Source organism: Amycolatopsis sp. NPDC051106, assembly GCF_040682775.1.
Classification (GTDB): domain Bacteria; phylum Actinomycetota; class Actinomycetes; order Mycobacteriales; family Pseudonocardiaceae; genus Amycolatopsis.
Genome location: NZ_JBFBBQ010000002.1, coordinates 315,748 through 327,528, shown reverse-complemented (window position 1 = coordinate 327,528; position 11,781 = coordinate 315,748). Strand labels below are relative to the sequence as shown.

Sequence of the window (11,781 nt, the reverse complement as noted above, 5' to 3'; positions counted from 1 at the left end):
TAAGCACGCCGCCAGCGTTCGTCCTGAGCCAGGATCAAACTCTCCAACAATGAACAGTTTAATCGAGGCAAATTAATGCTCTCAAAGGAACCTCAATACGAGGTTCACTACATAAGCTCTACTGGCTTAGTTCACTAGCACACTGTTGAGTTCTCAAGCAACACACCCCGAGTCGCACCGCCGTCAAGCGGCCTTACCCGAAGCGAGTATTCCTAGCAGTTTTTGGTGGGACACCCACTCAATCGCTTCGAGCGAGAGCTTGGTTCGTGTCCCGGCGGCCGCCCGGTTTCCCTGGCGACTTGGAGAACTTTACACCCCGGGAAGAGGCCCGAAACAGGGGGGTACCTTAACCGCGTTGCCGCAGGTCAGGGGCCTGTTTCGGGCCGCCTGCGCCGGTCAGCCGCCGAGGGCGACACCGGCGACGTTCCGCTTGCCCTTGCGCACGACGAGCCACTTGCCGTGCAGGGCGTCGGTGAGGGCCGGCTTCCACGCCTCGTCCACGATCTTGATGTTGTTGACGTACGCGCCGCCCTCCTTGAGCGTGCGGCGCGCGGCGCCCTTGCTGTCCACCAGTCCCCCGGCGAGCAGCAGGTCGACGATCGTCGCCTCGCCGGTCGGGTCGACCTTGCCGTTCGGCACCTCGGCCATCGCCGCGTCCAGGGTGCGTTCGTCCAGGTCGCCGAGCTCACCGCGGCCGAACAGCGCCTGGCTGGCGTTGATCACCTGCCGGGTCTGCTCCTCGCCGTGGACGAGGATCGTGAACTCCTCCGCCAGCCGCTTCTGCGCGGCGCGCAGGTGGGGACGCTGCTCGGTGTCCTCCGCCAGCGAAGCGATCTCTTCCCGGCTCAGGAACGTGAACATCCGCAGGTAGCGGATCACGTCGGCGTCGCCGACGTTCACGAAGTACTGGTACCAGGCGTACGGCGAGGTCATGTCCGGGTCGAGCCAGAGGTTCCCGCCGCCGGTCGACTTGCCGAACTTGCGGCCCTCGGCGTCGGTGACCAGCGGCGCGGTCAGCGCGTGCGCGGCCGCCCCGTCGGTCCGGCGGATCAGGTCGACCCCGCCGACGAGGTTGCCCCACTGGTCGGAGCCGCCGACCTGCAGCCGGCAGCCGTACTTGCGGTGCAGCTGCAGGTAGTCCTGCGACTGCAGCAGCAGGTAGCTGAACTCGGTGTAGGACATGCCGTCGCCCTCGAGCCGGCGCTTGACCGTCTCCCGGTTGAGCATGACGTTGACCGAGAAGTGCTTCCCGACGTCGCGCAGGAACTCCAGGGCGGTCTGCTGCCCCGTCCAGTTGAGGTTGTTCTCGACGATCGCGCCGGTCGGCGAGTCGTCGAAGTCGACGAACCGCTCGAGCTGGCCGCGGATGCGCCCGGCCCACTCGGCGACGACGTCGAGCGTGTTCAGCGTGCGCTCACCGGTGTCGCGCGGGTCGCCGATCATCCCGGTCGCGCCGCCGGCCAGCACGATCGGCCGGTGCCCGGCGCGCTGGAAGCGCTTGAGCATGAGCAGCGGGACCAGGTTGCCGGCGTGCAGGCTGGGGGCGGTGGGGTCGAAGCCGCAATAGAGCGTCACGGGACCCTGGTCGAGCTCGCGCCGGAGGGCGTCGATGTCGGTGGACTGCGCGATGAGGCCGCGCCAGGACAGCTCGTCGAGGATGTGTTCGCTCACGCCTGTAGATCCTCCCGCACCAGGTCAACCGACTAACTGGCGGGTCGGACCCGGCGCTTCCCGCCGCGGCGGTAGGTGGACACGGCCGGCGAGGCGCCGTCCCAGAACCGCCACGGCGTGTCCATCGCCATCGCGACGCCGACCCTAGGCCCGGTGCGGATCCGCTCGGCGGGCACGCGCTCGCCGACGCGCAGCCGGACCGGGGACGCCGGGTCGGTCAGGTCGACGCCGTTCTGCGCGCGGTCGACGCGCAGCACCGACGTCAGGATCGCCGGGCCCTTCGCGAGCTCGCCGGTCCCCCGCGCAGTCGGGCGCCGTTTGCGGACGACGTCGAGACCCTCGACGACCTCGCCCGCGCGGAGCAGCACCGCGCCGGGCATGCCCTCGTGGGTGCCGACGACGTTCGCGCAGAAGTGCATCCCGTAGACGAAGTACACATAGAGGTGACCTGCGGGTCCCCACATGACGGCGTTGCGCGGGGTGCGGCCGCGGTAGCAGTGCGATGCCGGGTCGTCCTCGCCGCGGTAGGCCTCGACCTCCACGAGCCGGACGCCGACCGTGCCGTCGGGGCCGTCGGCCTCCAGGACCGCGCCGAGCAGCAGGTGCGCCAGGTCGACGGGGTCGAGCGCGAGCTCCTCACGGGTGAACAACCGGCCTGCGTCGCCGCTCAAGCGAGCTCCTCCTTCACGTTTCCCGATCACCCTAACTCTTGAGCGATCGCTCAAACATCTCTACAGTCGGTTTGAGCGATCGCTCAAACTCTGAGGGGAGCCGAGAGATGCGACCGAAGGCGCTCTACGTCGAGACCGTGATCCGCACGGACCTGGACACGCTCTGGCGGCACACGCAGGACCCCGGCCTGCATTGCCGCTGGGACCTCCGCTTCGCCGACATCAGCCCGCTAGCCGGGCACGACGGCCACTTCCGCTACGCCTCGCGGTTCCTCGGGGTGACCGTCACCGGGGTCGGGGTGAGCGCGGCGTCGCGCACCTGGCCGGACGGCTCGCGCACATCGGTGCTCCGGTTCGCGTCGGCCGACCCGCTGTCGCTGATCAGCGCGGGCGGTGGGTTCTGGCGCTACACGCCGGTCGGCGACGGCGTCCGCTTCGTCACCGGCTTCGATTACGGCACCCGCTGGGGGCGCTTCGGGCAGGTGGCCGACCGGGTGTTCCGCCCGGCGTTCGGCCGGCTGACGGCCTGGTCGTTCGACCGGCTGCGGATCTGGCTGGAGACCGGGACGCCGCCCGAGGAGCAGCCCCTGACCGCGCCCTCGGCCGCGCGCTGCGTGCGGACGCGGCCGCGTGACCGCGTCGCCGGCCGGATCGGGGTGCCGGCGTGAGCGTCTTCGAACGCGCCCTCGGCGCGGACTTCGCGTTCCTGCACCCGCGGATGCGGGAGCGGCTCGCCCTCTCGGGCGGGCGCGGCATGATCGGCCACGGCGCGATGGACCGGATCTGGCGCGGGCCCGGGTTCACCCTGCCGTTCCTGTGGCTCGGGTCGACGCGGCACATCCTGTTCCCCGACTGCGGGCGGAACGTGCCGTTCACCATCGAGAACTACCCGTACGTCGACCGGCACGGCCGCGAAACCGTGTCCTTCGTGCGCACCTTCGAGTTCCCGAGGCGACGCCGGCGGTTCGACGCCCAGATGGTGCACAGCACCGGGCGCGGGCTCGTCGACTACTTGGGGACGCACCAGCACCTGGCCGTGGACCTCGCCATGTCGGTGCGGCCGGACGGCGGGTTCCGGATCCGTTCCGGCGAGTTCCGGATCCGAGCGGGGGCGCACCTGCCGCGGGGCCTCACCGGGATGGCCTCGGTCGACGAGTGGTTCGACGACGACCTCGACCGGTTCCGGATCGAGGTCGCGGTGGTCCATCCCCGCTTCGGGCCGGTGTTCGGCTACGAGGGCAGCTTCAGCGCGCGGTACGTCGACGTCGCCAATGGGGTCAGCGGAGCGGTGAAGCCACTCCGTGAGAAGGTCATGGACTGATGGGCACCGGCCGGAACTCCAGTTCGCAGGACACGAAGCAGCGGCTCGTGGACGGCGTGCTGGAAGTCGTCCGGCAGCAGGGCATCACCGCCGTTTCCGCCCGGTCGGTCGCCAGTGCCGCGGGCGCGAACCAGGCGCTGGTGTTCTACCACTTCGGCAGCGTCGAGGAACTCGTCGCACAGGCATGCCTCTCCGCGACGGAGGCCCGCGTTGCCCTCTACCGGGACCGGTTCGCCACGGTGTCCACCGTGGGCGAGCTGCTGGCGCTCGGCCGCGAGATCCGCACCGCGGAACGCGCGGAAGGCAATCTCGCCCTGCTGGCCCAGACGCTGGCCGGGGCGCAGGGCAGCGAACGGCTCGCCGAAGCGACCCGCGAAGGCCTGAACAAGTGGATCACCGAGGTCCGGACGGCGCTCGAGCGCGTGCTCGCGGGGTCGCCGCTGGCTGAGCTCGCGGACCCCGACGGACTGGCCCACGCCGTGTCCACCGGGTTCCTCGGGCTGACGCTGTTCGACACGGTCGACCCCGAGGGCGCAGAGCAGGCCGTCGCCGCGCTGGAGCGGCTGGCCGTGCTCGTCGACGTCCTGGACGGGCTCGGCCCGGTGGCCACGCGGGCCGTCCGGGCCAAGCTCCGCAAAACCCTCAGTTGAGCCACTGACGCGCCGCGGTGACGCGCTCCTCCAGCCGCGCGCGCTGCTCGGCCACCCGAACCGGCGCGGTGCCGCCGCGGGCGTCGCGGGACTTCACCGAGCCTTCGACGGTCAGCACGGCCCGCACCTCGGGCGTCAGCGCCGGATTGATCTTTTCGAACTCCTCGTCGGTCAGCTCGTCCAGGCCGACCCCGCGGGACTCGGCGACGCGGACGCTCTCACCCGCGGCCTCGTGCGCGATGCGGAACGGGACGCCCTGGCGCACCAGCCACTCCGCGATGTCGGTGGCCAGGGTGAAGCCGGCCGGCGCCAGCTCGGCGAGCCGGTCGGTGTGGAAGGTCAGCGTGGCGAGCATCCCGGCGATCGCCGGGAACAGGAGCTCGAGCTGCTCGACCGAGTCGAACACCGGCTCCTTGTCCTCCTGCAGGTCGCGGTTGTAGGCCAGCGGCTGCGCCTTGAGCGTGGCCAGCAGGCCGGTGAGGTTGCCGATCAGCCGGCCGGCCTTGCCGCGGGTCAGCTCCGCGACGTCCGGGTTCTTCTTCTGCGGCATGATCGAGCTGCCGGTCGCCCACGCGTCGTCGAGCGTGACGTAGCCGAACTCGGCGGTGTTCCAGATGATCACCTCTTCGGCGATCCGGGACAGGTTCACCGCGAGCATCGCGACGGCGAAGGCGAACTCGGCGACGAAGTCGCGCGAAGCGGTGCCGTCGATGGAGTTCTCGACGCTCGTCGCGAAGCCCAGCTCCTCGGCGACGGCCTCGGGGTCGAGGCCCAGCGACGAGCCGGCGAGCGCACCCGAGCCGTACGGCGACTCGGCCGTGCGCGCGTCCCAGTCCTGCAGCCGCGAGACGTCGCGCAGCAGCGCCTGGCCGTGGGCCATCAGGTGGTGGGCGAGCAGCACCGGCTGGGCGTGTTGCAGGTGCGTGCGGCCGGGCAGGATCGCGTCCGGGTGCCGCTTCGCCTGCGACACCAGCGCGTCGATGACCTCCAGGGTGCCGGCGACGACGCGGCGGGCCGCGTCGCGCAGCCACATCCGGAACAACGTGGCGACCTGGTCGTTGCGGGAGCGGCCGGCGCGCAGCTTTCCGCCGAGCTCCGTGCCCGCCCGCTCGAGAAGACCGCGTTCGAGGGCCGTGTGCACGTCCTCGTCGGCGATCGTCGGGGTGAACTCCCCCGAGGCGACATCCTGGGCGAGCGTGTCCAGCGCGGCCAGCATGCCGGCGAGCTCGTCCTCGGTGAGCAGGCCCGCCTTGCTCAGCACGCGGGCGTGCGCGCGGGACCCGGCGATGTCGTAGGGCGCCAGGCGCCAGTCGAAGTGCGTCGACGCGCTCAGCGCCGCCATGGCCTCCGCCGGGCCGCTGGCGAACCGGCCGCCCCACAGCTGCACCGGCTGCTCGTTGCCGCTCACTGTTCTCGCTTCTCCTCGGTGTTCGTCGGATTCAAGTCTTCGGCCGTCACGCGGCCGTCGTGGAGGACCAGGCGGACTTCGCCCGACACGGCGTTGGCCAGAGTGGCGCATCCGCGGCCGGCCCGCCGTTCGAGCGCGGCGCACGCTTCACGGCGGCCGATTCTCTGCGCCTCGCCGCGCGCGCCCAGCATCCGGCGCGCTTCGGCGACGGAAACGGTCTCGCCGTCGATCGCCACCGGCACCCCGTGGTCGAAGGTGATCACGACCTCGTCCGGCGCGAGGAACTCCCCCTCGGCCGGGAAGATGTCGGCGAGCGCGGTCATGGTGGTCCTTCGTCTCCCGCTTCGTGCGCCGAGCGCTGCGCGAGGGCGGCGAAGCGCTCGGCCAGCTCCTTGCCCGTCAGCGGTTCCCGGGCGATCACGGCGACGGTGTCGTCACCCGCGATCGAGCCGACGACCTCTTCCAGGGCCGCCCGGTCGATCGCGCTGGCGAGGAACTGCGCCGCGCCCGGCGGCGTCCGCAGCACCATCAGGTTGCCCGACGAGTCGGCCGAAACCATCAGCTCCGCGAGCAGCCGGGAGAGCCGCGACGTGCCACCCTGCACCCCGCGGACGGGGCTGCCGTCCTCCGGGATGACGTAGACCGGCGCACCCGAGTCCGGCCCGCGCAGCTTGACCGCGCCCAGCTCGTCGAGGTCGCGCGACAGCGTCGCCTGGGTGACCTCGATGCCTTCGGCGGCCAGCAGCTTGGCCAGCTCGGTCTGGCTGCGGATCGTCATGGTGGACACCAGTTCGGTGATCCGCGCCTGCCGCCCCACCCGGCTGCTGGTCATCGCCGGCTCTCTTCGAAGAGCCAGACCAGCAGGGCCTTCTGGGCGTGGAGCCGGTTTTCCGCCTCGTCCCACACCGCGCTGGCCGGGCCGTCGATCACCTCGTCGGTGATCTCCCAGCCGCGGTGCGCGGGCAGGCAGTGCAGGACGATCGCGTCGTCCGCGGCCTTCTTCAGCAGTTCGGTGTTGACCTGCAGGGCGCGGAACGGGCCGACCCGGTCGAGGCCGTCGTTCTCCTGGCCCATCGACGTCCACGTGTCGGTGACGAGCACGTCCGCGCCGGCGACCGCCGCGTACGGGTCGGTGAACACCGTGGCGGTGCCGCCGGTCTCCTCGGCGCGTTTCTTGGCGTCGAGCATGACCTGCTGGTCCGGCTGGAAGCCGACCGGCGAGACGACCCGGACGTGCATCCCGGCGGTGACGCCGCCGAGCAGCAGCGAGTGCGCCATGTTGTTGGCGCCGTCGCCGAGGTAGACGAGGGTGAGTCCCTCGAGCTTCCCCTTGCGCTCGCGGATCGTCATCAGGTCGGTGAGCACCTGGCACGGGTGGAACTCGTCGGTGAGCGCGTTGACCACCGGGATCGACGCGGCCGCGGCCATGGCTTCGATGCGCTTCTGCGCGAAGGTCCGCCACACGATCCCGTCGACGTACCGCGACAGCACCCGCGAGGTGTCTTCGATCGTCTCTTCGCGGCCGAGCTGCATCGAGCGGCCGTCGACGATCACCGGGTGCCCGCCGAGCTGGCTGATGCCGACCTCGAACGAGAACCGCGTGCGGGTCGAGTTCTTCTCGAAGATCGCCGTGATGGACTTGCCGGCGAGGATCTTGTTCCCCAGCGGGTCGGCCTTCAGCGCGTCGGCGATGTCGAGGATGGCCTTCTGTTCGGCGGGACTGACGTCGTCGTCGCGGAGGAAGTGGCGGAGCATCAGTCGGCGTCCTTCGTGGTGGAGTCGAGCGCGTTCGGGAGGGCGGCGAGGAAGCCCTCGGCCTGGGCGGCGTCGAGCACGAGCGGCGGCGCGAGCCGGACGGTGCCGGGCGCGACCGGGTTGACGAGGTAGCCGGCGTCCTGGGCGGCCTTGGCCACCGCGGCCGACACGGGCTCACGCAGGGCGATGCCGAGCAGCAGGCCGGCGCCGCGCACCCCGGCGACGAGCGGGTGGCCGAGCGCCTCGACGCCCGCCGCGATGTCCTTGCCCAGTGTCGAGACGTGGTCGAGGAGGCCGTCCGCGGCGATCGTCTTCAGCACGGCCAGGCCGGCCGCGCAGCACACGGGGTTGCCGCCGAAGGTGGTGCCGTGCTGGCCGGGCTTGAGCAGGTCGCCCGCCGCGCCGACGCCGATCACCGCGCCCAGCGGCAGCCCGCCGCCGAGGCCCTTGGCCAGCGTGATCACGTCCGGGACGATGCCGGCCTGCTGGTAGCCGAACCAGGTGCCGAGGCGGCCGAGGCCGGTCTGCACCTCGTCGAGCACCAGCAGCGTGCCGGTGGCCTTGGTGATCTCGCGGGCGGCCTGCAGGTAGCCATCCGGCGCCGGGATGACGCCCGCTTCCCCGAGCACCGGCTCCAGGAAGACGGCCGCGGTCTCCGTGTCGACGGCCGCCTTCAGCGCCGCGACGTCCCCGAACGGCACGTGCTCCACCCCGGGCACCAGCGGCTTGAAGGGGTCGCGCTTCCCGGGCTGGCCGGTCAGCGTCAGCGAGCCCATGGTCCGGCCGTGGAACGCGCCCTCGGCGGCGATCACCTTGGTGCGCCCGGTCAGCCGGCTGATCTTCAGCGCGGCTTCGTTGGCCTCGGCGCCGGAATTGACGAAGAGCACCTTGCCGTTACCGGTCAGGCCGGCGACGTCGAGCAGCGCCTCGGCGAGCTCGACGGCCACCGGGTTGACGTAGAGGTTCGACGTGTGGCCGAGCTGCTTGATCTGCGCGGTGACGGCTTCGACGATCGCCGGGTGCGCATGGCCGAGCGCGTTGACGGCGATGCCGCCGACCAGGTCGACGTACTCCTTGCCGTCGGCGTCCCACACCTTGGCGCCTTCGCCGCGCACGAGGGTCAGCGCGGGCGTGCCGTAGTTGTCCATCAGGGCGGACTGCCAGTGTGCCTGGCCGTCCACATTGGACTTGAGGTCGGTCACGGGAGCTCCGTTTCGGGGAAGACCATGGTGCCGACGCCGCGGGAGGTGAAGACCTCCAGCAGCACCGAGTGGGCGAGGCGGCCGTCGATCACGTGCGCCCGGCGCACGCCGCCGCGGATGGCGCGCACGCACGCCTCCATCTTCGGGATCATGCCGCTGGCCAGGGTGGGCAGCATCGGCTCGAGGTGGTCGACGCGGATGCGGTCGATCAGCGACGACCGGTCCGGCCAGTTCGCGTACAGACCTTCGACGTCGGTGAGCACGACGAGCTTCTCCGCACCCAGCGCGGCCGCCAGGGCTCCCGCGGCGGTGTCGGCGTTGACGTTGTGCACCACGCCCTCGACGTCCGGGGCGACGGTGGAGACCACCGGGATGCGCCCGGCGTTGACGATGTCGAGCACCGCGTCCGGATTGACCTCGGCGACCTCGCCGACGAGCCCGATGTCGACCTGCTCACCGTCCACAGTGGCCTGTTTGCGCTCGGCGGTGAACAGCCGGGCGTCTTCGCCGGAGATGCCGACCGCGTACGGGCCGTGGGCGTTGATCAGCCCGACGAGCTCGCGGCTGACCTGCCCGGTGAGCACCATCCGGACGATGTCCATCGTCTCCGGCGTGGTGACCCGCAGGCCACCCTTGAACTCGCCTTCGACGCCGAGGCGCTTGAGCATCGCGGTGATCTGCGGGCCGCCGCCGTGCACGACCACCGGGCGCAGGCCGGCCAGCCGGAGGAACACCATGTCCTCGGCGAAGGCGGCCTTCAGGCTGTCGTCGATCATCGCGTTGCCGCCGTACTTCACCACCACCGTGGCGCCGTGGAACCGCTGCAGCCACGGCAGCGCTTCGATGAGGACCCCGGCCTTCTCGGCCGCCGTCGCGAGTCTTTCGTCCGCGGAAATCAGTGCCTCCTGGTTCATGAGGAGTACGCGCTGTTCTCTTCGACGTAACCGTGCGAAAGGTCGGTGGTGTAAATGGTGGCCGCCTCGCCGCCGACCCCGAGGTCGACGACGATTTCGATGGCGCGCGCGGTGAGGTCCGCCTCCGAGCGGTCGGCGGCGGGCATCCCCTGCGCGAACAGGGTGACGCCGTTGATCGCGATCGACACGGTCTCCGGGTCGATGCGGGCCGGGACCCGGCCCAGCGCCATCGCGATCCGGCCCCAGTTCGGGTCGGAGCCGAACAGCGCCGTCTTGACCAGGTTGTCCTCGGCGATCGTGCGGGCGACCGCGATCGCGTCGGCCTCGGACCCGGCGCCCTGGACGGTGATGTCGACGTCCTTCGTCGCGCCTTCGGAGTCGGCGCGCAGCTGGAGCACGAGGTCGAGGCTGACCTTGGTGAGCAGCTCGGTGAGCTCGGCCTCGCCCGGTTCGACGCCGCTCGCGCCGGAAGCCAGGACCAGCACCGTGTCGTTGGTGGACGTGCCGCCGTCGACGTCGAGGCGGTCGAACGTCACGTGGGTGGCCGCACGCAGGGCCCGATCGAGGGTTTCCTTGTCCACCACGGCGTCGGTGGTCAGCACCGAGAGCATGGTGGCCAGGTTCGGGGCGAGCATGCCCGCGCCCTTCGCGAAGCCGCCGACGCTCCAGCCACTGTCGTGCTTCGCGAAGGCCTGCTTCGGCTTCGTGTCGGTGGTCATCACACCCGTGGCGGCGTTCAGGCTCGCTTCGGCGCTCGCGTCGAGGGCCTTGAACGCGGTGTCCACCCCGGACAGGACGGCGTCCATCGGCAGCCGTTCCCCGATCAGGCCGGTGGAGCAGACGGCGACCTCGATCGCGCCCGCCTGCAGGACTTCGGCCACCTTTTCGGCGGTGGCGTGGGTGTCCTGGAAGCCGCCGGGGCCGGTGGCCGCGTTGGCGCCACCGGAGTTGAGGACGACGGCCTTGAGCCGCTGCTGCTTGAGCACCTCCTGCGACCAGAGCACCGGCGCGGCCTTGATGACGTTGCGGGTGAACACGCCGGCCGCGACGTCGAGCGGGCCGTCGTTGACGACCAGCGTGAAGTCGAGCGCGCCGGAGGCCTTGATCCCGGCGGCGACGCCGGCGGCGCGGAAACCCTGGGGGCCGGTGACGGTCACGGTGCCACTCCTACGGTGGAAAGGCCGGTGGTCTCGGGGAGGCCGAGGGCCAGGTTCATCGACTGGACGGCACCGCCGGCGGTGCCCTTGGTGAGGTTGTCGATCGCGGCGACCACGACCAGGCGCCGTGCGTCGGCGTCGACCGTGACCTGCAGCTGGACGTTGTTCGAGCCGAGCGTCGCCGAGGTGGTGGGCCAGGCGCCCGCGGGCAGCAGCTGGACGAACGGCTCCGCTTCGTAGGCCTTCTCGTACGCCGCGCGGGCGGCGGCCTCGTCGACGTCCCCCTTCAGCGGCGCGCTCGCCGTGGTGAGGATGCCGCGGGGCATCGGCGCGAGGACCGGGGTGAAGGACACGGTGACCTTCTCCCCCGCGACGGCCGAGAGGTTCTGCGCGAACTCGGGGGTGTGGCGGTGGGCGCCGCCGACGCCGTACGCGCTGGCCGAACCCATCACCTCGGAGCCGAGCAGGTTCGGTTTGAGGCTCTTGCCCGCACCGGAGGTGCCGGTGACCGCGACCACTGTGACGTCCGGTTCGACCAGCCCGGCGGCGAAGGCGGGCGCGAGGGCCAGCGAGCCGCCGGTCGGGAAGCAGCCGGGCACGGCGACGCGCTTGGTGCCGACGAGCTTCTCGCGGGCGCCGGGGAGTTCGGGCAGGCCGTACGGCCATTGTCCGGCGTGGTCGCCGCCGTACCAGCGCTGCCAGTCGGCGGCGTCGGCCAGGCGGTGGTCGGCGCCGAGGTCGACCACCAGGACGTCCGGGCCGAGCTGTGCCGCGATCTCCGCCGAATGCCCGTGGGGCAACGCGAGGAAGATGACGTCGTGGCCAGCGAGGGTCTCCGGCGTCGTCTCGGCAAGGACCCGGTCGGCCAGGGGAACGAGGTGGGGCTGGTGGACGCCGAGCTTCGTGCCCGCGCTGCTGGCGGCCGTGAGCGTGCCGATCTCGACCTCGGGATGGGCCAGGAGCAGGCGCAGCAGTTCGCCGCCCGCGTACCCGCTGGCTCCGGCCACCGCGATGTTCACCGTCATACGCATG

At 71.3% G+C, this 11,781-nt stretch carries 12 protein-coding genes and 1 pseudogene; 3 read left to right on the top strand and 10 right to left on the bottom strand.

Annotated features, from left to right (window positions below; translation table 11 throughout):
• Positions 1–396: 396 nt before the first annotated feature.
• Both tyrS and AB0M83_RS03275 read right to left on the bottom strand, forming a co-directional pair.
• A complete protein-coding gene (tyrS, locus tag AB0M83_RS03280; protein WP_364511686.1) occupies positions 397–1,671 on the bottom strand; it encodes a tyrosine--tRNA ligase in 1,275 nt (424 codons plus the stop codon).
• Between the two features lie 32 nt (positions 1,672–1,703).
• Positions 1,704–2,342, bottom strand: a complete 639-nt coding sequence (locus AB0M83_RS03275; protein WP_364511684.1) for a DNA-3-methyladenine glycosylase — start codon at positions 2,340–2,342, stop codon at positions 1,704–1,706.
• Between the two features lie 107 nt (positions 2,343–2,449).
• Between AB0M83_RS03275 and AB0M83_RS03270 the strand changes: the two genes are divergently transcribed.
• The 3 genes from AB0M83_RS03270 to AB0M83_RS03260 are packed head-to-tail and all read left to right on the top strand — an operon-like array spanning position 2,450 to position 4,313.
• A complete protein-coding gene (locus AB0M83_RS03270; RefSeq protein ID WP_364511681.1) occupies positions 2,450–3,010 on the top strand; it encodes a hypothetical protein in 561 nt (186 codons plus the stop codon).
• Positions 3,007–3,663 carry a DUF4166 domain-containing protein gene (locus tag AB0M83_RS03265; RefSeq protein ID WP_364511679.1) on the top strand — a complete coding sequence of 219 codons (657 nt, stop codon included), beginning with the start codon at positions 3,007–3,009 and terminating at the stop codon, positions 3,661–3,663. Before AB0M83_RS03270 ends, AB0M83_RS03265 begins: the two co-directional genes overlap by 4 nt.
• Positions 3,663–4,313, top strand: coding sequence for a TetR family transcriptional regulator (locus AB0M83_RS03260; RefSeq protein WP_364511676.1), 651 nt, complete (start codon positions 3,663–3,665; stop codon positions 4,311–4,313). Before AB0M83_RS03265 ends, AB0M83_RS03260 begins: the two co-directional genes overlap by 1 nt.
• Here the strand turns inward: AB0M83_RS03260 and argH are convergent.
• The 8 genes and pseudogenes from argH to argC form a co-directional block, all read right to left on the bottom strand.
• Positions 4,306–5,721 (bottom strand): argininosuccinate lyase, encoded by a 1,416-nt coding sequence (argH, locus tag AB0M83_RS03255; protein WP_364511674.1) that lies wholly within the window; start codon positions 5,719–5,721, stop codon positions 4,306–4,308. The two genes, AB0M83_RS03260 and argH, sit on opposite strands and share 8 nt — an antisense overlap.
• A 197-nt stretch (positions 5,722–5,918) precedes the next feature.
• Positions 5,919–6,005, bottom strand: a pseudogene (locus tag AB0M83_RS03250) (argininosuccinate synthase); the annotation flags it as partial.
• 35 nt (positions 6,006–6,040) lie between these two features.
• Positions 6,041–6,553 carry an arginine repressor gene (locus AB0M83_RS03245; protein WP_364511672.1) on the bottom strand — a complete coding sequence of 171 codons (513 nt, stop codon included), beginning with the start codon at positions 6,551–6,553 and terminating at the stop codon, positions 6,041–6,043.
• Entirely contained in the window at positions 6,550–7,476 is a 927-nt protein-coding gene (argF, locus tag AB0M83_RS03240) for an ornithine carbamoyltransferase (protein ID WP_364511669.1), read from the bottom strand. Before argF ends, AB0M83_RS03245 begins: the two co-directional genes overlap by 4 nt.
• Entirely contained in the window at positions 7,476–8,678 is a 1,203-nt protein-coding gene (locus AB0M83_RS03235; RefSeq protein ID WP_364511667.1) for an acetylornithine transaminase, read from the bottom strand. Before AB0M83_RS03235 ends, argF begins: the two co-directional genes overlap by 1 nt.
• On the bottom strand, positions 8,675–9,592 hold the full coding sequence (gene argB, locus AB0M83_RS03230; protein WP_364386098.1) for an acetylglutamate kinase: 918 nt from the start codon (positions 9,590–9,592) through the stop codon (positions 8,675–8,677). Before argB ends, AB0M83_RS03235 begins: the two co-directional genes overlap by 4 nt.
• Entirely contained in the window at positions 9,589–10,749 is a 1,161-nt protein-coding gene (argJ, locus tag AB0M83_RS03225; RefSeq protein WP_364511664.1) for a bifunctional glutamate N-acetyltransferase/amino-acid acetyltransferase ArgJ, read from the bottom strand. The genes argB and argJ overlap by 4 nt, the downstream gene beginning before the upstream one ends.
• The gene (gene argC / locus AB0M83_RS03220) at positions 10,746–11,774 is read right to left on the bottom strand and encodes an N-acetyl-gamma-glutamyl-phosphate reductase (RefSeq protein WP_364511662.1); all 1,029 of its coding nucleotides are present in this window, start codon (positions 11,772–11,774) and stop codon (positions 10,746–10,748) included. The genes argJ and argC overlap by 4 nt, the downstream gene beginning before the upstream one ends.
• Positions 11,775–11,781 lie beyond the last annotated feature (7 nt).

Coding starts and splice junctions, on each gene's coding strand:
- AB0M83_RS03270 (WP_364511681.1), top strand. CDS start 2,450: ATGCGACCGAAGGCGCTCTACGTCGAGACCGTGATCCGCACGGACCTG.
- AB0M83_RS03260 (WP_364511676.1), top strand. CDS start 3,663: ATGGGCACCGGCCGGAACTCCAGTTCGCAGGACACGAAGCAGCGGCTC.
- AB0M83_RS03245 (WP_364511672.1), bottom strand. CDS start 6,553: ATGACCAGCAGCCGGGTGGGGCGGCAGGCGCGGATCACCGAACTGGTG.
- argF (WP_364511669.1), bottom strand. CDS start 7,476: ATGCTCCGCCACTTCCTCCGCGACGACGACGTCAGTCCCGCCGAACAG.
- argB (WP_364386098.1), bottom strand. CDS start 9,592: ATGAACCAGGAGGCACTGATTTCCGCGGACGAAAGACTCGCGACGGCG.
- argC (WP_364511662.1), bottom strand. CDS start 11,774: ATGACGGTGAACATCGCGGTGGCCGGAGCCAGCGGGTACGCGGGCGGC.